This is a genomic window from Arsenophonus apicola (genome assembly GCF_020268605.1).
Lineage (GTDB): Bacteria > Pseudomonadota > Gammaproteobacteria > Enterobacterales > Enterobacteriaceae > Arsenophonus > Arsenophonus apicola.
This window is the reverse complement of record NZ_CP084222.1, coordinates 246,606-270,187: the sequence shown is the minus strand read 5'-3', so window position 1 is coordinate 270,187 and position 23,582 is coordinate 246,606. Positions and strand designations below refer to the sequence as shown.

At 38.0% G+C, this 23,582-nt stretch carries 19 protein-coding genes; 7 read left to right on the top strand and 12 right to left on the bottom strand.

All coding sequences use genetic code 11. The features are described 5' to 3' along the window. The first annotated feature begins 14 nt into the window (after positions 1-14). Positions 15-3,371: a miniconductance mechanosensitive channel MscM gene (gene mscM, locus LDL57_RS01115; protein ID WP_180558544.1), complete on the top strand. Its 3,357-nt coding sequence runs from the start codon at positions 15-17 to the stop codon at positions 3,369-3,371. A gap of 140 nt (positions 3,372-3,511) precedes the next feature. Here the strand turns inward: mscM and LDL57_RS01110 are convergent, their stop codons facing one another. The 4 genes from LDL57_RS01110 to recQ all read right to left on the bottom strand — a co-directional run bounded on the left by LDL57_RS01110 (position 3,512) and on the right by recQ (position 8,243). Beyond that, positions 3,512-4,294, bottom strand: coding sequence for a tetratricopeptide repeat protein (locus LDL57_RS01110; RefSeq protein WP_180558545.1), 783 nt, complete (start codon positions 4,292-4,294; stop codon positions 3,512-3,514). A gap of 288 nt (positions 4,295-4,582) precedes the next feature. Next, the gene (yigL, locus tag LDL57_RS01105) at positions 4,583-5,389 is read right to left on the bottom strand and encodes a sugar/pyridoxal phosphate phosphatase YigL (RefSeq protein WP_180558546.1); all 807 of its coding nucleotides are present in this window, start codon (positions 5,387-5,389) and stop codon (positions 4,583-4,585) included. Positions 5,390-5,406: 17 nt separating this feature from the next. Then, positions 5,407-6,402: a lysophospholipase L2 gene (pldB, locus tag LDL57_RS01100; RefSeq protein WP_180558547.1), complete on the bottom strand. Its 996-nt coding sequence runs from the start codon at positions 6,400-6,402 to the stop codon at positions 5,407-5,409. Between the two features lie 14 nt (positions 6,403-6,416). Then, positions 6,417-8,243 carry an ATP-dependent DNA helicase RecQ gene (gene recQ, locus LDL57_RS01095; RefSeq protein WP_225506804.1) on the bottom strand — a complete coding sequence of 609 codons (1,827 nt, stop codon included), beginning with the start codon at positions 8,241-8,243 and terminating at the stop codon, positions 6,417-6,419. 254 nt (positions 8,244-8,497) lie between these two features. Here recQ and LDL57_RS01090 point away from each other — a divergent pair, with 254 nt between their 5' ends. Continuing rightward, complete coding sequence (locus LDL57_RS01090; protein ID WP_180558549.1) at positions 8,498-8,968, top strand: thioesterase family protein; 471 nt, start codon at positions 8,498-8,500, stop codon at positions 8,966-8,968. Positions 8,969-9,080: 112 nt separating this feature from the next. Here the strand turns inward: LDL57_RS01090 and corA are convergent, their stop codons facing one another. From corA to lptM, 7 genes are all read right to left on the bottom strand, one after another. Further along, positions 9,081-10,031 (bottom strand): magnesium/cobalt transporter CorA, encoded by a 951-nt coding sequence (gene corA, locus LDL57_RS01085; RefSeq protein WP_180558550.1) that lies wholly within the window; start codon positions 10,029-10,031, stop codon positions 9,081-9,083. A gap of 80 nt (positions 10,032-10,111) precedes the next feature. Next, complete coding sequence (gene uvrD / locus LDL57_RS01080) at positions 10,112-12,274, bottom strand: DNA helicase II (RefSeq protein ID WP_445661343.1); 2,163 nt, start codon at positions 12,272-12,274, stop codon at positions 10,112-10,114. 64 nt (positions 12,275-12,338) lie between these two features. After that, positions 12,339-13,055, bottom strand: coding sequence for a 5-amino-6-(5-phospho-D-ribitylamino)uracil phosphatase YigB (gene yigB / locus LDL57_RS01075; RefSeq protein WP_180558552.1), 717 nt, complete (start codon positions 13,053-13,055; stop codon positions 12,339-12,341). Further along, positions 13,056-13,970, bottom strand: coding sequence for a tyrosine recombinase XerC (xerC, locus tag LDL57_RS01070; protein ID WP_225506802.1), 915 nt, complete (start codon positions 13,968-13,970; stop codon positions 13,056-13,058). Beyond that, positions 13,967-14,671, bottom strand: coding sequence for a DUF484 domain-containing protein (locus LDL57_RS01065; protein ID WP_180558554.1), 705 nt, complete (start codon positions 14,669-14,671; stop codon positions 13,967-13,969). Before LDL57_RS01065 ends, xerC begins: the two co-directional genes overlap by 4 nt. Positions 14,672-14,699: 28 nt before the next feature. Beyond that, positions 14,700-15,524 (bottom strand): diaminopimelate epimerase, encoded by an 825-nt coding sequence (dapF, locus tag LDL57_RS01060; RefSeq protein ID WP_180558555.1) that lies wholly within the window; start codon positions 15,522-15,524, stop codon positions 14,700-14,702. Positions 15,525-15,590: 66 nt separating this feature from the next. Continuing rightward, positions 15,591-15,749 (bottom strand): LPS translocon maturation chaperone LptM, encoded by a 159-nt coding sequence (lptM, locus tag LDL57_RS01055; protein ID WP_180558556.1) that lies wholly within the window; start codon positions 15,747-15,749, stop codon positions 15,591-15,593. Between the two features lie 85 nt (positions 15,750-15,834). Here lptM and cyaY point away from each other — a divergent pair, with 85 nt between their 5' ends. Then, positions 15,835-16,158, top strand: a complete 324-nt coding sequence (cyaY, locus tag LDL57_RS01050; protein WP_180558557.1) for an iron donor protein CyaY — start codon at positions 15,835-15,837, stop codon at positions 16,156-16,158. A gap of 32 nt (positions 16,159-16,190) precedes the next feature. Here cyaY and LDL57_RS01045 read toward each other — a convergent pair whose 3' ends face one another. Next, positions 16,191-18,758, bottom strand: a complete 2,568-nt coding sequence (locus LDL57_RS01045) for a class I adenylate cyclase (protein ID WP_180558558.1) — start codon at positions 18,756-18,758, stop codon at positions 16,191-16,193. A gap of 558 nt (positions 18,759-19,316) precedes the next feature. Between LDL57_RS01045 and hemC the strand changes: the two genes are divergently transcribed. Genes hemC through hemY form a run of 4 tightly spaced genes read left to right on the top strand, consistent with a single transcriptional unit; the run spans position 19,317 to position 23,448 of the window. Continuing rightward, on the top strand, positions 19,317-20,258 hold the full coding sequence (hemC, locus tag LDL57_RS01040) for a hydroxymethylbilane synthase (RefSeq protein WP_180558559.1): 942 nt from the start codon (positions 19,317-19,319) through the stop codon (positions 20,256-20,258). Further along, positions 20,255-20,992 (top strand): uroporphyrinogen-III synthase, encoded by a 738-nt coding sequence (gene hemD, locus LDL57_RS01035; protein WP_180558560.1) that lies wholly within the window; start codon positions 20,255-20,257, stop codon positions 20,990-20,992. The genes hemC and hemD overlap by 4 nt, the downstream gene beginning before the upstream one ends. 21 nt (positions 20,993-21,013) lie before the next feature. Beyond that, a complete protein-coding gene (gene hemX / locus LDL57_RS01030; RefSeq protein ID WP_225506795.1) occupies positions 21,014-22,258 on the top strand; it encodes a uroporphyrinogen-III C-methyltransferase in 1,245 nt (414 codons plus the stop codon). Then, positions 22,255-23,448, top strand: a complete 1,194-nt coding sequence (gene hemY / locus LDL57_RS01025; protein WP_180558562.1) for a protoheme IX biogenesis protein HemY — start codon at positions 22,255-22,257, stop codon at positions 23,446-23,448. Before hemX ends, hemY begins: the two co-directional genes overlap by 4 nt. The last annotated feature ends 134 nt before the right edge of the window (positions 23,449-23,582 follow it).

Below are 23,582 nucleotides of genomic sequence, written 5' to 3'. Positions count from 1 at the left end.
TGAGGAACCCTATTGTGCGCCTGATAGTCTGCATACTATTTAGTCTCTTATTTATCACGATACCTGCATTTGCAGCGATTAATCTTGATGAAATACAGATTAAAAAAGAGATTAAACAACTTGAAGCAAATAAAAATGCCAAAAATGCAGAGATTATTCAGGCATTACAAGTTGCGCTCAATTGGTTATCAGAGGCACAAGAATCAGAGAAAAAAACCCGCGCTTATCAAGAAACCATTGATAATTTCCCCAAAATCATAAAAGAATTACAACAACAGTTTCTTATTGAAAGCAATAAAACAGTTACTATACCAACCAATATAACTATTCTGGAACTTGAGCAACGTATTGTGCAAGCGAGTAGTCAATTACTTGAGCAAGGCAGACAAATTCAGCAAGAACAGGATAGAAATCGTGAAATCAGCGACTCACTTTTAACCTTGCCTCAACAATTATTAGAGGCTCGCCGCCTGCTTTCTGACTCTATTGTAAGACTAGAATCCCTGCCTGTTCCGGTTTCTCCTTTAGCTGAAGCACAATATAACTTAGCGCAAACAGAAGTTACGGCAAGAAAGTCAAAAACCAATGAACTAGAAATAGCACAGCTTTCAGCCAATAATCGCCAAGAAATTGCACGCTTACGCATCGAGCTTTTTAAAAAACGTTATCAGCAAATCGATCAAGAGCTTCAACAACTGCGAAATCATCTAAACTTTCAACGCCAACAGAAAGCGCAACTGGCACTTAAACACACTGAAATGCTTGCTGCTCAAGGAGGAGAACTTCCCCAATTTTTAACAGAACAATTGCAACTAAATCGTAAATTATCACAACGGCTTAATGAACAAGCATACAGAATAAATGATATTGAACAAAGGCAACGCCAAACTTCCAGTGATATACTAACCGTTCGCCAAGCACTTGGCACCATTCGCGAGCAAGCCCAATGGTTAAGCGGTTCAACTACTTTGGGTGAAGCACTACGCGCTCAGTTGTACCATTTGCCTGAAATCCCAAAAAATCAGCAAATTGACAGAGAAATTGTCAACAAGCGCATTGATCGCCTGAAGTACCAAGATATGTTGGAAAATCTCAACCCCAACAATAAAGAGAACGAAGAGAAGCAAGCCGAAACAAAAAATTTCACCGTAGAACAAAAGCAAATTTATGATTCACTCATCCAAACCCGGAAAGAATTATTAAGCTCAATAATTTCTGGTTATGACAGTGAAATATTGGAATTAACCAAGCTCAACGTTGCAGCAACCCAATTAACCGATGCATTAACAGATATCAAAGATGCAACCCATCGTTATATGTTCTGGATCGCGGATACCGATCCTATAAATCTTAACTATCCGATAACGATAGTAAAAGATCTGACGCGCTTACTATCGTTAGATACACTATCTCAACTCAGCGGAGCAATTAGAGTTATCTTCGCCAGCCAGGATAGTTTGCTGTACCTGCTGGCTGCTGTTGCTATCGTCATTTTCAGCATTAGTACTCATCAGCATTATAATAATTTTCTGCTTCGCGCGAGCACACGTATCGGTAAAGTAACCCAGGATCGCTTTGCTCTAACCTTACGAACCGTATTTTGGTCTATTCTCATCGCACTTCCTTTACCTATCTTATGGTCAGCGATTGGTTACGGCCTGCAAAGCGCCTGGCAATTTCCAATGGCGACAGCTATTGGCTCTGGAGTGAGAGCGACAACACCGGTTTTATGGGTTTTTATGATTAGTGCCACTTTTGCACTGCCAAATGGATTATTTATTTCTCATTTTGGTTGGTCAGAAGAAAACGTAAAAAGAGCGATGCGTTATTATCAACTATCAGTTTTTGTCATAGTGCCGTTAATGATGGCCTTGATTACGTTTGAATATTATAATGACCGTGAATTTGCCCCAAGCTTAGGTAGATTATGCTTCTTATTACTCTGTATTGCGCTAAGTTTGATTACCCATAATCTCAAACGAGTTGGCGTGCCTCTTTATTTAGATCGCCACGGCTCGGGCGAGAATGCGATTAGTAATATATTGTGGTTATTACTGATCATCGCACCAATTTTTTCTGCGGTTGCGGCACTATTGGGTTACCTGTCAACATCGGAAGAACTTTTAGCCAGGCTAGAAACCTCTGTTGCAATCTGGTTTTTTTTACTAATTATTTATCACATTATCCGCCGCTGGATGTCTATCCAACGGCGTAAAATTGCGTTTGAAAGAGCAAAACAGCGGCGCGCTGATATTCTCGCTCAACGGGCAAAGGATGAAGGTGACAATAATAGTAATATTAATAGTAGTGGCGAAGCCTTAGTCGATATTGAAGAAAGTACAATTGACTTAGATACAATCAGTGCCCAATCTTTGGGTCTAGTGCGCTCTATTCTCACCATGATAGCGTTAGTTTCACTGATTTTAATTTGGTCTGAACTACATTCAGCATTCTCTTTTCTGGAAAATGTCCGGCTTTGGAATGTAACTACTACGGTTAATGGTGTAGATACTATTCAACCTATTACCCTCAGTTCTCTCTTTATTACTATTCTTATTATTATAATTACTACCCAGCTAATTAGAAATTTGCCGGCATTATTGGAGCTTGCCCTGTTACAACACCTTGATTTAACTCCGGGAACAGGTTATGCAATCACTACTTTGACTAAATATACTATTGCGCTTATAGGTAGCTTAGTCGCATTTTCGATGCTCGGAATTGAGTGGTCAAAACTGCAATGGTTAATTGCTGCTATGGGCGTTGGGCTAGGTTTTGGTCTACAAGAAATTTTTACTAATATCATTTCAGGTTTAATGATCTTATTTGAGAAACCAATTCGTATTGGCGATACCGTCACTATTCGTGACTTAACGGGTAGCATCACCAAAATCAACACTAGGGCAACAACCTTGACAGATTGGGATCGCAAAGAAATTATTGTTCCTAATAAGGCATTTATTACCGAGCAATTTATTAACTGGTCGTTATCCGATACCATCACTCGTATCGTTTTAACCATTCCTGCACCCACAGATGTAGATAGCGCCAAGATCAGTCAAATCTTACTAGATGCCGCTGAAAAAACACCTATGATTTTAACTAACCCAGCACCTGAGGTATATCTGGTTGATTTACAACAAGGTATTCAAATCTTTGAATTACGTATCTTTGCGGCAGAAATGGGGCATAGGATGCCAGCCCGCAATGAAGTTCATCAAAATATATTAATTGGTTTTGCTCAGCATGGCATTACACTACCATTTCCTCCCTTTCAAGCCCGAATTGATATTGCCAGTAATAATCTATTACGAAGTACAACAAAAAATACATCCAGGCGTAACCCGGCAAGAAAAGCCGGAGAATTGTAAACTGTAATGAACTTTTGCCGTTAAATAATAGGAATAAATCGCATAAAATTTGAATAAAATATATCATATTTATTTTTAATATAAATATAATATTATTTTAGAATATAACGGATCTGATATAGTGATTTGTTAATTTATTTTTAATCAATTCGGGTGGGGTATTTTTTAATATAACGTTCAGCTAATGCCTCTGCTGCCTTCATTTCTTTATCAGAAAACAATTTACCGATCTTATCATGAAATTTTTGACTTTCTTTATTACCATTACAAGCTGCGGTAGCTAACCATGCATAGGCCTTTTTATTATCTTTATTAACACCATGTCCCTCTGCATACATGACACCTAAACGATCCTGAGCTTTAGCATACCCCTGTTTAGCTGCGTGCTTGAACCAATAGACAGCTTTTTTGTAATCTTTTATCACACCGTTGCCAATACTATACATTAAACCCAAATTAAATTGTGCTAATGCATACCCACCTTTTGATGCTTGTTCAAACCAATATGCCGCTTCCGGTAAATTTCGTTTTACCCCTAATCCATGAGCATACATAGTAGCCATATTGCTTTGTGCGCGAACATGCTGTTGGATTGCTGCCCTTTGGTACCATTCGATTGCTTGATCATAATCACGCCTAACACCAAAACCATTAACATACATGGTAGCAAGCCTGAACTGCGCATCTGCATTACCTAATTCAGCAGATTTTAAATACCAAATAACAGACTGTTTGAAGTCTTGAGAAATTCCTTGTCCACGAAAATATTTTTCCCCCAATTCATACTGAGCTTTATCGCTACCTTGTTCAGCTAATTGCTGTAATTGCGTTATTACATCAGATTTTGTATTTGTTATATCAGCAGAGACTAAAGAACCATAACTCAATATTCCTAACGTAAATACCAGAATTAATTTTCTCATATCGCCAGCTCCTTTTTATAACTAACGCTTCAAAAATTATACTAAGATAATAGTTAATCTTAGTATCCCTTTATTTCGCACTGTAAAAATCAAAAATAGATTTAAGCAATTTATTTCCCATACTATAAATATAAGTCATAATAAATTTTAAAAATTCATTATTAATAAACTTATTGCTTTAATTAAAAAACGAAATCACTTTAGCAAATTAATAATAAATTATTTTGTTATTTTCTAAAGTGAATTTTCGTAACCTCAATTTCCATGGTTTGTATGTGCAGCAAATATTTAGATACCACTATAAAGTCGACGCAAATAATAGGAAACGGCTTCTTCTTCATTAGAACCAATTATTTCCATATCAGGTAAATTATCTCGCAATAATTGATGTGAGTTTTTCATAATGCAGCCTTTCCCCGCCATCGTTAACATTTCATAATCATTCATTCCATCACCAAAAGCGATACAATCCCGCAAATTATAGCCTAATAACTCAGCTACCTGCTTTAGTGCATTTCCTTTGGAAACACTACCATTCATAACCTCTAGACAACAGGGTAATGAAAAACTAACGTTGACACGATCGCCCCAACGATTTCTTATTTGTTCCTGCAATAACAGTAATTGCTGATGATCTTCACAAGTAAAATAGACTTTGCTCACATCAGTCGTCGAAAAATTATTACGCTCAAAAAGTTGATAGTGAAAAACAGACTCTTGAAAAAATGCTTTTTGTTCTGGGCTCTCCCGATTAATTAACCAAGTATTGCTAGAATAGTAGTTTGTCAGAATATTTGGATTATCAAACTCCATTAGACAGAGCTCATGAACAATATCAGGATCAACATTATGCTTTAAAATAAGCTCGCCATTAGTATTATGTACCCTAGCACCATTAGATGTGATCATATAAGCATTAATACCTAACCCATTACGGATCTGATCAACATCAATATAGTGGCGACCCGTAGCAAAAATGAAATGAATATTTTTTTCTGCTAATAATTTTAACGTTTCTTTTGTATAAAGCGGTAAAGTGTGGTCAGGAGATAGTAAAGTACCATCTAAATCTGAAGCTACAACAGAATACGTCATTGTTTTTCCTTGGTTAATCAATGTTGATCAAAAAAATCACAAATTGCATTAAGTGCCATAGCACGTAACGCGTCGTTTTCAAATAATATTTCGTGGTCTGCCCCTTCGATAATTAAAGGTAGCTTTTCCTCTCTTGCCATCTGCATTTTTTGTCGAGCGACACAAAATTTCTGAATATCCCGATTGCTAACAACCTTATCTTCACTCGCTTGTAATAGCATAAGCGGAACCTCAATTTCTCCTGCTTTTTCAATTAAGCTGGTACAAAACTGCAGGCTTTCTCCAATCCAATGATAAGTTGGACCACCAATACGTAATTCAGGATAATCGGCATAATAACGTAAATAACGCCGATAACGTTCATAACTATGGGTCAATATGTTAATAATATAGGGTAATGGCTGCCATTTACCTGTTGATACTGCATAATCATCACGGGTATTAGCGCTCGCTTCAGCACATTGAATGATAAAATTTGCCAACCAACGTGAGACCGGTAAATTAATGCCCATCATCGGAGCACATAAAACCGCGGCATTAAAAGTTAGACTATCTCTTAGCAGATAGCCACCAAGAATAGCCCCTCCCATTGAATGGGAAAGTGCATAACGACGTGAATAGTAGCGCGGTTTGATTTCAAGAGTGATAAAAGATTCAAAATCATCAATATAATCAGTAAATTTTTCGACATGTCCCTTTTGAGGATCAGCCAACATTCTGCCCGATCGGCCTTGTCCACGATGATCTATGATAAAAATATCATAACCAAGATGAAAAAAATCATAAGCAACTTCAGGATATTTTACATAACTTTCACTACGTCCGGGCAAAATAACAATCGCTTTATCATGCTGAGCCGAACAAAGTTTTACATAACGAATAGGAATATTATCGACGCCAATAAATTCCGCTTCATCACGCATCTTCCAAAAATCTAAAAGCGGACCATTAGTAAAAGCTAAAAACTGAGATTCACGTGTCAGCCAACTCGCTTTTAGCATGTTAGGCGTCATAATTACTCCTCAATTCATTCAAAACCAGCCAAATGATCGCGAATTAATGTCATGAATGCGTCTCCAAATCGCGCTAATTTTCTTTGGCCAACGCCATTAATCAACAGTAATTCATTCGGTTGAACAGGAAATCGCTCCGCCATCTCTATTAAAGTGGCATCGTTAAAAACTACAAAAGGTAAAATATTTTCTTCATTCGCAATCACTTTTCGCAATTGACGTAATTTAGCAAATAATTTTTTATCATAATGGCTTTGGTAGTTTTTATTTTGCTGATTACGGCTTTTTTTCGATAAAACTCTAGCAACAGCCAGTTGCAATGGCACCTCGCCACGCAATATCGGTCGAGCTGCTTCTGTTAATTGTAATGCTGAAAAATGGGCAATATTTTGGCTCACTAACCCCATATGAATAAGTTGTCGACAGACACTCACCCAATGCTCATGGCTCTGTTCTTTGCCTAAGCCATAAACTGGCAACTTATCATGGCCAAATTCACGGATACGTTGATGATTGGCTCCGCGCAAAATGTCAACAATATAGCCGATACCAAAACGCTGCCCTGTTCGATAAATACAAGAAAGTACTTTCTGAGCATCAATTAGGCCATCATACCGTTTCGGTGGATCTAAACAAATATCGCAGTTACCACAAGGTTGCTGCCGATTTTCACCAAAATAATTTAACAATACTAGCCGGCGACAGGTTTGCGCCTCGGCAAAAGCGCTCATAGCATTCAATTTATGACGTTCAATCTCTTGCAATTGTTCGGCAGGCTTTTCCGCTAAACAACGACGCAACCAAGATAAATCAGCAGGATCATAAAATAATATTGCCTCTGCAGCTAAGCCATCACGCCCAGCTCTGCCCGTTTCTTGATAATAAGATTCTATATTACGGGCAATATCAAAATGGACGACAAAACGGACATTAGATTTATTAATTCCCATACCAAATGCTACCGTTGCCACCACCACTTGCAAGTCATCTTTTTGAAAAGCATCCTGTACTTTGACCCGTTGTGTATTATCAAGACCAGCATGATAAGCCGCCGCACTTAAGCCGCGTTTATGCAATCGCTCAGCGGTCTCTTCAGCTTTACTGCGACTATTGCAATAAACAATACCACTGTTACCCTTTTGTCCTTTGATAAAAAACCAAAGCTGATCAAAAGGCCTATATTTTTCTACTAAAGTATAACGAATATTAGGTCGATCGAAGCTGCTAATATGGACTAGTGGTTTACACAGTTCAAGCCCATGAATAATATCATTACGCGTTGTTTGATCCGCCGTGGCTGTTAAGGCAATAACTGGTAACTGCGGAAAACGACGCCGCAATTGCCCTAATGCTCGATATTCAGGACGAAAATCATGTCCCCACTGAGAAATACAATGGGCTTCATCCACAGCCAATAAAACCGGATTTAATTTCGCCAATTGATCAAGAAAATTATCCATAACCAACCGTTCTGGGGCAATATAAAGTAATTTTATTTCACCTTGACGACAATGCTCGATTACCTGCTTTTGCTGTTGCCCAGTTTGGCTTGAATTAAGATAACTGGCTTCAATACCATACTGAGAAAGCTGATCAACTTGATCTTTCATTAATGAAATTAGGGGGGAGACCACTATTGTTAAGCCGGGTAAAATTAAAGCGGGTATTTGATAACAGAGAGATTTTCCTCCTCCGGTTGGCATGACGACCAAACAATCCTGCTTTGTAAGTATAGTATTAATAATTTGTTCTTGGCCTGGCCTAAATTGCTGATAACCAAAAATCTGCTGCAATACTTGCCGAGCCAGGGATGTAATATTGATAATTTCCGCAGTAGACACTGGTATCCTTAATAAACGTGACTAATCAATTTTGATAAAAAGCGGTAAATAAATATATGCTACCTGACTCTGATAAGAATTACAGCATCTCATTAGTTTCCGCTAAAAAAATAAAACGTTAGAAAAAAAAGCTCACTCCGTGCTAACTAACCATTTATTTTTGCCAGTTTATGAAACAAATCATAGAAAAACCGTCAATCTTTGCATAGTATCAACCAGTAATTAACATAATAGCTAATAATAAGAGAATATTTATGAATACGCCTGCCTTTACATTAGACGAAGCACAGAAACTTATCATTGCAAAATTTATTCATGAGATGCCATTCAACCAATTATTAGGTCTTGAGGTGCTATCCTTTGATAAAACCCAGATCAAATTGGTTTTTAACCACAAACCAGGATTGATAGGAAACTTTGAACAGCAGATCTTACATGGTGGTGTCATCGCTTCAGTGTTAGATGTCGCTAGCGGCTTAGTTTGCATTGGTAATGTATTAAATCGAATGACTTCATTTTCAAAAGAAGTGCTCAAAAAACGCTTATCAACCATTGGCACCATCGATTTAAATATTAATTACTTGCATCCAGGCCGTGGTAAAAAATTTATTGCAAGTGGAAAAATCATTCGCACCGGTAATAAGATCTCCGTTGCCCGAGCCGAATTACATAATGAAGAGAATCAACATATTGCAACTGGCATAGCCACTTACTTAGTGGGTTAAAATAACCAGGCTAACAAACCATAAAATCTATTTTAAATAAACACCTTATGAAGTTTAAGTTATCAAGTTGGCCTTACATTGTACTCAAGTTTTCTTTAATCATCTGATAAATTCAGAGCCAATTCTTACGTTTAAAATAAAGATAGGGTGCCAACCCGGCGATAATCATTAATATTATTGCTGCCGGATAGCCAAAACGCCATCCTAATTCTGGCATAAATTCAAAATTCATACCGTAACTGGACGCCACCAGTGTTGGCGGTAAAAAAACCACAGAAACAACAGAGAAAATTTTAATAATACGACTCTGTTCAATATTAATAAAACCCATCGCCGCTTGCATAAGGAAGTTTACTTTTTGAAATAGCGATTCATTATGGGGTAACAGTGATTCAATATCACGTAAAATATCTCTTGCCTGCTCTAACTGACCTGCCGGCAATCTTGCACGGCGGATCAAAAAATTTAATGCTCGTTGACTATCCATCAAACATAACCGCACTTTCCAGCCAATATCTTCTTGTTCTGCTAAATTAGAAAGCGCGCTATCAAGTTCATCTCCTTGTTTACCTTCCAGAATAATTCGGCTTAACGATTCTAATACGCTATAAATATTTTCTATTACATCAGCAAGTTGTTCAATTTTGGTTTCAAATAAATCTAAAAATAACTCATAAGCATTAGCATCGATCAGCTTTTGACTTCTTGAACGCATACGATACAAACGAAAAGCCGGCAGATCACGCTCCCGTAATGTATATAAGCGACCATCACGAAATGTGAAAGCAACCGTCGAATTACTAACATGTTCATCGCTATCTTGATAATAAAAAAATGAATGAATATGTAAACCATCTTCATCCTCAAAAAAGCGCGCCGATGCTTCAATATCGGTTAGTTCAGATGGGGTTACTAATAATTGTTTCAATTCAGTTTGCACAGTTTGCCGCTCTTTCTCATCAGGCTCCATTAAATCCACCCATACAGCATCTGTCAGTTTTTCACCTTCATCAAGTTCAAGACGAGACAAACGATGGTTGTCTAATTTAAATGCCAGCAGCATATTATGGTGCCTCCTTTAGAACCCCAAAGAGAATTAATTAATAACAAAATGCTTCCTCTTTCAAACAATAATCTGTTCCGTTATTGCAACTCTAATTTGGCGTAAGCGGCAACCAGCCATTTGATCCCTTCGCCCTGAAAAGCTATCTGCAAGCGGCAACGCTCACCATCCCCTTCCAAATTAATAATAGTTCCTTCACCAAACTTAGGATGACGAACCCGTTGGCCTAATGCATATCCACTATCATTTCGATTAATAGGAGTACCAAGTCGTTGATGACTAATAGGGCGTGAAACTGTTGCACGTAAACGAACTTCTTCAATACATTCTGTGGGTAATTCAGCAATAAAACGTGAAGGACGATGGTAAACTTCTTTACCATATAATCGACGGCTTTCCGCATAAGTCAGCGTCAATTTTTCCATCGCTCGTGTCAATCCAACATAAGCTAAGCGCCGTTCTTCTGCCAGCCGTCCACTCTCTTCCACACTCATCTGGCTTGGAAACATACCTTCTTCCATACCAACAATAAAGACTAGTGGAAACTCTAGGCCTTTTGCCGAATGTAGTGTCATTAACTGAACGGCATTCTGATGTAGTGACGCCTGTCCTTCACCCGATTCCAATGCAGCATGAGACAAAAATGCTTGCAGTGGCATGAGATCTTGATCTTCTTCTTGATAACTAAATTGGCGAGTAGCAGTGACTAACTCCTCAAGGTTTTCAATACGCGCTTGCGCTTTTTCGCCTTTTTCCTGTTCGTACATTGCGCGCAAGCCTGAATCGCGGATCACACGATCTGTTTGAACATGTAATGGCATATCCATCGTTTCTTTAGCCAATGCATCAATTAACTCAAGAAACCGTTCAATCGCCCCGGCCGCCCGGCCGCCAAGAACTTTTTCTCTTAATAAATATTCACAACTTTCCCAAAGCGTGAGTTGTTTTTCGCGTGCTACCTGACGAACAGTGTCTAATGTTCGTTCTCCTATGCCACGAGTGGGTGTATTAACCACTCGTTCAAATGATGCATCATCATTGCGATTGGCAACCAAACGTAAATAAGAGAGTGCGTCTTTAATTTCTTGCCGCTCAAAAAAGCGTTGGCCGCCATAAATTCGATAAGGCATTGAAGACTGCAACAAGGCTTCTTCAATTACACGTGATTGGGCATTGCTACGATAAAGAATTGCGCACTGTTTCAAAGCGCCACCTTTCTCATGCCATTGCTTAATGCGACTAACAACATAACGCGCTTCATCTAACTCATTAAAGCCACAATAAAGCGAGATAGGTTCACCATCAGCCCCTTCTGTCCATAGATTTTTTCCTAACCGGTTATTATTGTTAGCAATCAGTGCATTAGCCGACTTCAAGATATTGTTAGTCGAACGATAATTTTGTTCAAGCCGGATAGTTTCCGCAGCTGGAAAATCTTGTAAGAAACGTTGAATATTTTCTACTTGTGCACCACGCCAACCATAAATTGACTGATCATCATCACCCACAATCATCACCTTACCGGTATTACCCGCTAAAATATGTATCCAGGCATACTGGATACTATTAGTATCTTGAAATTCATCAACCAGAATATTGGTAAAACGATCACGATAATGTTGTAGTATATGCGGTTTATTCAGCCACAACTCATGGGCACGCAATAAAAGTTCAGCAAAATCTACTAATCCTGCCCGATCACAGGCTTCTTGATAAGCCTGATAAACTCGCAGCCAAGTCGCTTCTGTTGGATTGCCATAACTTTCGATATGCTGTGGCCGCAAGCCTTCATCTTTTTTTGCATTGATATACCACATAGCCTGACGTGGTGGCCACTTACTTTCATCTAGATTGAGGGCTTTGATAATTCTACGTAATAAGCGATATTGATCATCACTATCTAAAATTTGGAAATCTTGCGGTAAATTGGCATCCAAATAGTGCGCTCGCAGCAGACGATGCGCTAGGCCATGAAAAGTTCCTACCCACATACCGCCTTGATCACTACCTAATAATGCATTAATACGATGACGCATCTCAGCCGCCGCTTTATTAGTAAACGTCACCGCCATAATAGAGAAAGGTGAAACCTTATCAACCGCCAGTAACCAAGCTATTCGATGAACTAGTACCCGTGTTTTACCACTACCAGCGCCGGCAAGTATTAGCATATTGGTTCTAGGTGCGGCAACGGCTTCGCGTTGCTTATCATTTAAGTTTTCAAGTAAATATGAGGCGTTCATGGTTACCATTAAATTAAGAGAGCAGTCAATAAATCACTACTGTGTTTTTAACCAGATAAGAAGATTATATCAGCGTAATGAGTGAAGCCAAACCGGTTATCTCAACATGAGGCAATATGTCATACTCATGGGCAGTTTGTAAGTTGCTATTGTTAATATTGATCCAACAAGCTTGCATGCCACTTTGTAAAGCACCTTGAATATCTGTAGTTAAATCATCTCCTACATGCAAAATTTTATCCAATACAATATTAAATTTCTGCGCAGCAAGATAATACATATCACTATACGGCTTAGCGCGTCCATCTGGCCCCGCTTTTAATACAAATTGAAAATAATCGCCTAATCCGCAAGCATAAGGATCTGCATTGCCATTAGTAATGACCGCTAATGGGACTTTTTCGGCTAGGGTAGATAAGGTTTGGTGGGTTAATTCGGGGATGACGATTTGACTACGCCAATAAGAAAAGTGTGCCATTATATCGTCAGCACCACCAGCAGATCTTGCTCGATCGTAACCATAATCACAGAGTAATGCTTTCACTGCTAACCAGCGCCACTGTGTGACATCATGATAAATTTCAGGATACTGATTAACAATTAACGTTTGATAGTTTTTTAAATCGGCACATTGAAGCTTACTAAAGCGATGGTCATAACAACGAATAAAATTTAACAGCTCCTGTTCAGTTTTATCTATAACGGGGCGATTATCATATAGTGTATCATCCAAATCAAAAGTAATTGCCGCAATAGGGGCTAATTGCCGATAAAAGCGCATTCAAGGTTTCTCCCTTTTTGCCCTTGGATGAGCAACATCATAAACCTTGGCTAAATGCTGAAAATCTAAATGAGTATAAACTTGAGTAGTGGATAGATTAGCATGTCCTAGTAACTCTTGAACTGCCCTCAAATCTCCGCTTGATTCCAAGATATGAGTGGCAAAAGAGTGACGAAGTTTGTGAGGATGAATATGACTTCTAACCCCCTGACGAATTCCCCATAACGCAAAACGCTTTTGTACATTACGAGCGGAAATCCGTTTGCCTCTTTGTATTGAGATAAAAACCGCATCGTCTTGCTTAACATATTGCTGACGCATCTCAAGCCAACGAACTAACCATTCTACAGCTATACGTCCTAATGGTACTTTGCGCTCTTTACTGCCTTTTCCCATAACCCGAACTTCACCACTTTGTAAATCCAGATGTTGGCAATTCAAATTAACTAGCTCAGATAAACGTAATCCTGCACCATACATCACTTCCAACATGGTTCTATCACGTACGGATAGAGGATCCGCTAAATCTATATTTAGCAATTGATTAACTTCATCTACATCGATATTTTTAGGTAAATGCCGTTTATTTTTTGGCGTTTTGACTGTCTTAGCTGGATTAGCGGTTATTATGCCCTGCCCAACTAACCAATCTAAAAAACTTCTTAATGACGAAAGACGTAAAGCAAGACTCGCTGCCTGCAATCCTTGTCGACGACTCTTTGCAACCATCATACGAACATGTGATATCTCTAATTGTGTCCAATCGTTGATATTCATATCTAGAGCCATATCCACTAATACGGCTAACTGACGTTGATAATTAATAATCGTCACTGGGATTAGCTGCCGTTCCACATGTAAGTAACGTAAAAAACCGTCAATTCGTTGCTGCAAGCTTTGCCGTGTTGCATTCATGCCCGTGTTACCCAACGCAAAAGCAAATCGGGTAATAATTTGGCTAAATGGTCTAGCATGGTCGTTCCCATACCTTTTTGATAATGTTGAATATCACGACTAGTAAAGATCACCATCCCTAAATTACCATAAAGTCCTAATAAAGAAACAGCCACCGAGCCTACATGTTCTGCATCTGGCATTAATAACATTATTTCCGGATTATTTAACGTACCAAGATAGTGATTTTTTTCACCAAATCGCTGAATACGGACAGGCTCAAAAGCTTGACGTGAAATCATAACCTTTTGTGCATCCATCGGTACACCTAGTTGCCAACAATCACTAAACAAGCGAATATAAGCACCACTCAAACCAAAACTTCTTGACCAGGCATATAAACGTTGTTGAAAATCGGCAAAATCATCTGCCGTTGATAGCTGAATAACTAATTTTAACAGTCGATTAAAGAGTATTTCATTATTGCGAGCCTGCTCAACTAATAGTTGCATATCTTGTTCTAGATTTTGGATATAAACTCGTTGACGCTTCATAGACCATTCAACTAATGAAACCGCATGATGAACAGGATGAGGAACCCGTATCTGTTCAACAGCAGCGGCATTGCGAATAAAAAAATGAGGATTGCTTTTCAGATATTCCACGACAGTCTGATCATCTAGCACCGGTTGAGGATCAAATGCTGCTTCTTTTTTATCCATAATAAAAGACCTTTTAACCAGACAAAACCTAGAAATGAATAACACCATCATAAACATGTGTCGCTGGGCCAGTCATAAATAGAGGATGACCCAATCCATTCCAACGAATTTTTAGCATGCCACCAGGTAAATCCACACGGACATTTTTTCTTAATAAACCTTGCTGAATACCGATAGCAACAGCAGCACAGGCACCACTTCCACAAGCCTGTGTCTCTCCAACACCACGCTCATATACACGTAATCGAATGTGTTCATGATCAATAACCTGCATAAATCCTATATTAGCCCGCTCAGGGAAACGTTCATGTTTTTCAAGTATCTGTCCCAATAAAGCCACGTCAGCCGTGTCAATATCCTCGACCTGTAATACACAATGAGGGTTGCCGATAGAAACGACTCCACACAATATTGTTTGTTGTTGAGTTCTAATTATATAAGTTTTCTCAGCTTTTTGCGCTTTAAAAGGTACTTTATTTGGCTCAAACTCTGGAACTCCCATATTGACACAAACATCTTCATTTTCTGCTACCGATAATGTCAATCTACCAGATTGAGTACTTACCTTGATATCGCGTTTATTTGTCAGTTTTTTAAGACGAACAAAACGGGCAAAACAGCGAGCACCATTACCACATTGAGCTACTTCACTACCATCGGCATTAAAAATACGATAATGAAAGTCAAGATCAGGATCATAAGGTGCTTCAACCACTAAAAGCTGATCAAATCCAATCCCTGTATGTCGATCTGATAAACGACAAATAAGCTCAGGAGAAAAATAAACATTTTGGGTGACGGCATCTACCACCATAAAATCGTTACCCAAACCATGCATTTTGGAGAATTGCATTTTCTACTCCATCATAATCAATTGGCTATCTTTTTATTTATTCATCTATTTGCGAGGTGTTTCTGTCTATGTCGATTGATGTTCTGTTTCTTTAGACGATATCGTGCTTTCAGTCTTTTGCTCCGCTGTTGCTTTTGCTGGAAAATAGAGTGGTCCTTTCAAACCACAGGCAGAAAGTAGGGTTAATAATATCGATGTCACAAATAGCCAAATTAATTTTTTCATTATGTTAAAGCCTGCATTCTTAAATCATTATCTTTTATAATCTATAATCGCAGTTAGGCGCAGAAAAGCAAATAGGAAATTGACGATGACAGACACTGAATTTCATCAACTGGTTGATAAATTGATGGATAGAATAGAAGAACAAATTGATCAATATGATGGTAATAATGATATTGATTGCGAAATACATAGCGGTATTATGACGCTAACCTTCGAAAATGATAGTAAAATTATTATCAACCGCCAAGAACCACTCCATCAAATATGGCTAGCTACTCGCTCTGGTGGTTACCACTTTAACTATAAAACAGACAATTGGTATTGTGCTCGCAGCAATAAAAATTTTATCCAAATATTAGCCTATGCGATTAGTGAGCAAAGCGTAGAACCATTTTTATTTGATCTCTAACTACTAAAATAAACAAATATCATTCTTTATCATTAATGGATATAAAAACTAACGCCCGACTCTTCACGACAGACATTCTCATTGAATTGTGAATTAGAAAATGAGCCAGTCAAATAAGGAATGACTTGATTTTTATCTTCTACTTTTATTATCTGATAAAATTGCGGTAAATTAAAATTGACCAAATTAGCGCGGTAGGTAGAACGATAATGGGAAGATGAGTAAAAACGGCTTACATCCCTAACAAGTTCTTCTTTGTTTCCTTCACAATGTGAATAAATTTCCACCCGATTTTTTTCATCTAAAATATAGATATTAAAACCATGATTTTCTTCTGTATCTTCAAAAAAGAATTGTACAATCCCTTCACTAGCATAACCATCAACAACTAACGGTAAATGATAAGTTTCTTTGACATCCAATTTTATCGGTAAGCCATGTAATTTATTATTAGAAATTGCACCATAAAATTCGACGGCATTTTCCAATTTCTGCACTGAGACATTCAATCTCTCGAAAAATAATCCCCAGGTTTGACCTGCAATACGTAATGCCTTGAAACGCCCTGAATCACTACAACTACTTGATAGGCGGAGTTCAATACATTCTGAAACCAGCTGTTGAACACGTGTACCAATCAACCCTCTCATATGTTGGCTATAACAAAAAACTTCAACCACATCTGGTAGCTCAGCGTCTTGATGCATTTTACCCAAAATCGTTTTTAATGCTTCTAACATAGATTGCTCACCGGAGAAATGCAGTGTTCTCACCTCATTCCAAGAGTTGCGATACAGTAGATCAATACTGCTGACTAAGCATTGCGGAGGATCACCAAAACTCAATATGTCTAATTTACGTAAATCAAAATGAATTATTTGATCAGAAAAAACTGCTGTCGGATCTTTCTCTAAATTAACAATAATGGCTAAATGGCGAATTTCACAAGGACTATATAAAGCTTTTGGTGTGGGTGCCAGTAAACGAAGAGGAAAATTGGTGGTTATATCATTAACAAATTGATGTAATTTATTTTCATCACATTGTGATCCACCGTTATGAATATAAATATGAGATTGCTCTGTCAATAAACCATTAAAGTAAGTCCATGCCACTAATTTACTAAGATAACGGTTATATTCTAACGGTTGATGTCCAATGATAGAATCTATCGTTGGCGCCTTATTATATAAGTACCAACCACTGCGATTCGCGCGTCCGGCAGGAACATAAATAAAAGTGAGATGACTTTCAGATAGATCTGGCGAAATTTGCGGATTAACCAAAGTGACTTTGCCTGGTAATACTTCAAAGGCTGCATACAACTTGCGCGTCAACACTCCAATATCTTGTGGACTTGCACTAACTCGTAAATTATTACGACGAGCAAAGCGAATAAGATTACGATAACTTTGCATCATGGTATCAAGTAACTCATTATGCGCATCTCGAACCTGCTCTATTTTCCAATAATTACGCTTGTCGAGGATATCTAATCGCTCCTTACTCCATTCCCATGAAGTAACAAGCTGTGATAACACATGCCTTCGCCAACTACGACTCGCAGAATTATTGTTTTCACCCGACAATTTTTCACAAACTTTGAGGTAAAAACAGCGACGAATTAAATCAAGACGCTTAAAATCACCGATTTCCATCAAGTAACGCGTAACTCGTTGTAACATTAAACAATAGGCATCTAAGCCATAAGAAACAATTTCTCCTGCATGTAAATGTTTCTTAAATTCCATTGCTAGCAACATACCACGCGGATAATCCCAGGAATAAGCTTCAAGTAAAATACTTTTCAACACAGCTTTATAAGGTGAGTCAACACTTTTATACAGTTGCCATAAACTAGCACCAAAATATTCTTCAGCCGATAATTCACCTAAGCCACCTAAATCTAACCATTCATTTGGGGTTAGGACTCCTCGAGCATACAACAATAAAACATATTCATCGTAATTAGTTTCTTCTTCTGCGGGAACCATCATCCATAGTAAACGTTTCCCAGCCATACGAACCGCTGTACGATAAAATTCATCCAATAGCAATATATGTTGGGTCGTTCCGCAATCTTCGCCACTTAGACTACCACTTGTAGGGTGGCGAAAACGATTTTCATCAATTAAAAAGAAAGTAACATCTATACCAAGTGAGGATGCCCATTGTTCAATTAATGTACATTTCTTTTGTAAAAGCTGTCTTTCTTCTTGATCTAACCATGATTGATGACATACCCAAATATCCAAATCAGAAATATCACTTTGCCCGATTGATGATGTACTTCCCATGGAATAGATACCTGTAATAGGTAATTCCCCATTGGTTTGCTGTGAGGATAGTTCACAAAAGAGATATGCCTCAAACTGCTTTAACCAATTAATTTGTTGAGCATCAGGCGCAAAAAAACAGACACCAGCAGGTACATTACCTTCAATATAACCAGGTAAGATGGGATGATGATAATTTAATAAAACTGGCAGCAATCCATATACATGCTTGAACGCTTCATTCATAGAAGATGATGCTCGTTCCAGTCGTAATTGATTGATCGCATCCAATCTTTGCTTCAGTGTCTCAATATAAAGATACAAAAGTTTTGCCTGAATTAAACTTTAAAAAATGAATAACCTTAACTCAGCCATTGGTTCCTTTATTATTAGGGAACAATAACAGCGATAAGCTTTTTGAATAGGTTGCTAAAAACGTGATCAATTTAACATTTTGTACCAAAAGCGTAAAGTACATTACCTCTACATTAACTGTTTATTTTTCACACTAAATGCTTTCCATTCTTTTACATAAAAAATCTTTTTCGTTTCTAAGAATTTCAAATAGATGATCTGTATAAAAAAAGAAGACAATTAGTTAAATTTTCTTATTAAATTTTTTATAATTGTTTTCAATAATAAATATTCAAATAAATATAAAAATTTTAATTAAACATATATTTATTTGCTTCCATTCAATAACAAAAAATCATTTTGCCGCTATTGTAACCCTCCTTCTTTCTGTCTACAAGCTGTGCTATACATTAGCTATATTTATTAAGCAAACAGCTTTAACTGGAAAAAAACTTACCAAAATGTTAAAACTGGCTACCTTTCCTTTATAATTCACTCATAATCTAACTACCTAAGAAAAATAAAAACATGTCAATACAAACACTGCGTATCGCAACAAGGAAAAGTCCATTAGCAATGTGGCAAGCGATTTACGTAAAAACACAACTAGAAAAACATCATCCAACACTAACGATCGAACTTATTCCCATGAGTACTCAAGGTGATATTCTACTTGATACCCCTCTGGCTAAAATTGGTGGCAAAGGGCTTTTTGTCAAAGAATTAGAAAACGCACTACTAGAAAATCGGGCTGATATTGCTGTTCATTCCATAAAAGATATCCCCGCTACTTTCCCTAATAACTTAGGATTAATAGCTATTTGCCAGCGAGGAGATCCTCGTGATGCTTTTGTATCCAATCAGTATGATTCCCTTGATGCGTTGCCAGTTGGCAGTATTATAGGAACATCAAGCCTGCGACGCCAATGCCAACTACGTCATATTTATCCCCATTTAGTTATTCAAGATCTGCGTGGTAATGTTGGAACACGGCTAAGTAAATTAGACAATGGTGAATACGATGGTATTATTCTCGCTGTGGCTGGTCTAAAACGTCTTAATTTAGAAACACGTATACGTATGCCTCTGCCACCTGAGCACTCTTTACCTGCCGTTGGGCAAGGCGCTATTGGTATAGAATGCCGCCTTGATGACTACCACACACAACAATTTCTAGCGCCGTTACATCATCATGATACTGCTATCTGTATTCAAGCAGAACGAACCGTCAATAATCGATTGCAAGGTGGCTGCCAACTCCCAATAGGTAGCTATGCTATTTGGCAAAATAAACAAATTTGGCTTAGAGCACTGGTTGGTACGCCCGATGGAAGTCAAATTATTCGTGCAGAAAGATATTTTAAACCAGAAGATGCTCAACAAGCGAGCATTGAACTGGCAGAAGAGTTACTCAATAATGGCGCCAAACAAATTCTTAACAAAATTTTCCCAGGAGCATTTTCTCGATGAGTATATTGGTCACCAGACCAAACCCCAGCGGTGAAACACTTGTTCGGCTTATTAAGTCAGTAGGAAAAATGGCCTTTCATGCCCCACTAATTGAAATTATGCCAGGTAATGAACTGAATCTTCTGCCGAGTAAATTAGCCAGCCTAACTAACGGTGATCGGGTTTTTTTTCTATCACCAAACGCGGTATGGCATGCTAATTCAGCGCTTCATTTAACAGGACGAAAATGGCCTGATACGCTATCCTATTATGGTATAGGGGACTCAACAGCATTAGCTTTTCACCAATTAACTAATTTGCCTATTCATTCATCTCATAAAGGTGAAACTAGTGAAACATTACTTGAATTACCTGGTTTACAATCACTTCTAGGCAAAAAATCTTTGTTATTGCGAGGTAATGGTGGACGTGAACTACTCGCCGCAACATTAAAATCGCGCGGAAGCCATATTGATTATTGTGAGTGTTATCAACGTCAACCAATAAAATATGATCGACAAACTTTCCAGTTACAATGGCAACAGGCAAATATTAGTACAATAATTGTTACCAGTGGCGAAATGTTGCATTTATTATTTAACTTAATTATGGATGATGTTAAACCTTGGTTGCTTTCTCGCCATTTAATTGTTGTCAGTGAACGTTTGGCTAGTACTGCTTACCAATTTGGATGGCAATCAGTAAAAGTAGCCAAAAGTGCTAATAATGATGCTTTAATTCAGGCATTAATGTAAACCGATATTGAGATATTAATTATGACGGAACAGAATAAACCGAATGAGGCAAATGAAAACACATCAAATGCCTCAAAAACAGCAACGCAATCTACAGCCAAAAATGGTGTCTCTGATAAACAAAAGCGTTCTGGTCTGTTTGGTAGTATAATTACTCTCGTACTTATTATCATACTGGGTGGTGGTTTCTATTATTATCTTAATCTTAAACATCAACAAGTCGTCAATGAAAGTAGTGAACTGCAACAACAAATAAGTGAACTACTACGTCAACAAGAAACAGAAAAACAGCAAATTAACCAATTGGTTGAATCTCAGCGTATTACCCAGTTAGATAAAAAAGAATATGAGCAGCAACTTGAACAGCGGATCGAAGAATTACAAGCACAAATCACCACACTTTCAAGTACAGATGTAAAACGCTGGCTACTGGCCCAAGCTGATTTCTTAGCCAAAATGGCCGGCCGTAAACTTTGGAATGATAATGATCCCGTTACGGCAATTGCTTTATTGAAAAGTGCTGATGCAAGCCTGGCTGAAATGAATGATCCTAATTTAATTGAGATCCGAAAAACAATTAATAGTGATATTAGTGTGCTATCAGCCATTAGCCAAATTGATTATGAGGGAATTATTTTAAAACTTAATCAACTTAGCAGTGATATTGATAATTTACGTATAAATGATAGTGCCCCAGATGGCAAACCCATGGATGAAGATAGTACAGAACTTTCCAATAATATTGCTGATTGGAAACAAAATCTTAGTCAAAGTTGGAAAAATTTTAGTAAAAATTTTATTACCATTCGTCGTAGAGATTCTCATGAGACCCCTTTACTTGCACCTAATCAGGATATTTACCTACGCGCCAATATTCGAGCTCAGCTACTGATTGCCGCCCAAGCGGTACCTCGCTATCAAGAGCAAATTTATAAACAATCTTTAGAGCAAGTTTCAACTTGGATCCGGATCTACTTCAATACCAACGATGCGGCAACAAAAGCCTTCCTTACCGAAGTCGATAAGCTAATTGAACAATCCATTACAATGGATATTCCCAGTGAATTAAAAAGTTTATTATTGCTCGATAAAGCGTTACAAAAACGTATTCAAGGACAAATCCCTTCTTCTGCAACACCCATACCGCAAAAAAATCAACCAACTAATGAAAAGAAAACAAATAATGACATAAAAATAGCGCCACCTACACCAACAGAAGAGGCGGTGAAGCCAAGCAATAAAACCGCGCAGGAGAGAGCTGCATGATAAAAGTACTGATCCTTTTTATTGTACTGATTGCTGGCATCATTATTGGTCCCAATGTCGCAGGCCATCAAGGCTATGTCCTTATCCAAACCAACAACTACGATATTGAAACCAGTGTAACCGGTTTAGTCATCTGTTTTATTATTTTACAATTTATCTTCTGTTTTCTTGGCTGGTGCTATCGTCGTATTCGCGGCACGACATCATTTACCCATAATTGGTTAAAAGGCCGTAAATATCATAAAGCGCATAGTCAAACGCAAAAAGCATTACTAAAATTAGCAGAAGGTGATTTTTCACAAGTTGAAAAATTACTGACACGCCATGCTGACTATGCCGAACAACCGGTTGTTAACTATCTACTGGCAGCTGAAGCCGCTCAACAGCGCGGAGATGAATATCGTACCAATCAATATCTTGAGCGCGCAGCAGAAGTCGCCGGTAACCATCAACTTCCTGTTGATATTACGCGTGTGCGTATACAACTGGCCGAAAATAAAATTTATGCCGCACGTCACGGTGTTGACAAGTTACTGGATCAGGCTCCGCGCCACCCTGAAGTTTTAAGAATGGCAGAACAAGCTTATCGGCGTTGCGGGGCTTATCAAGCGCTTATTGAACTTTTGCCCATTATGCAAAAAGAAAAGTTATATAGTGCAGAAGAAATCGATAAATTACGCAAAGACGCTTATAAAGGTTTGATTAATCAATATACGGCTGAAGGTGGCAGCGAAAATCTAAAAGATTGGTGGCGGTCTCAAGGACGTAAAATACGTCATGATCCGGTACTACAATCGATCGTTGCTGCTCGTCTTATTGAATGTGACGATAGCGAAGCAGCGGAAAAAATTATTATTGATGGATTAAAACAGCAATATGATGAACATCTTCTATTGCTGGTTCCTCGTTTACAAATCAGCGATAGCAAAGCTATGAATAAAATCCTGCACAATCTAATAAAACAGTCTGGTGGTGCCACTCCCCTACTAAATAGTACTTTAGGTCAACTTGCATTACAGCATGCTGAGTGGCAAGAAGCGGAAAAATACTTTAAATCTGCTTTAGCACAACGTCCTGATGCTCACGACTTTGCCTGGCTTGCTGATGCTTTAGATAAACAACATAAAGCTGAAGAAGCTGCACAAATTCGCCAACATGGCTTACTTTTTTCATTAAAGCATGAAAGTTGATGGCTAACTCTATCTCTATTGTTTTAACCTCGGCCTCTAACTTTCAGAGGCTTTTTACTTTCACCGATTAAATTGACATTAATAACGTAAAACTATTTAAATTAAATAGCATCAATTATCACATTCAATAATTC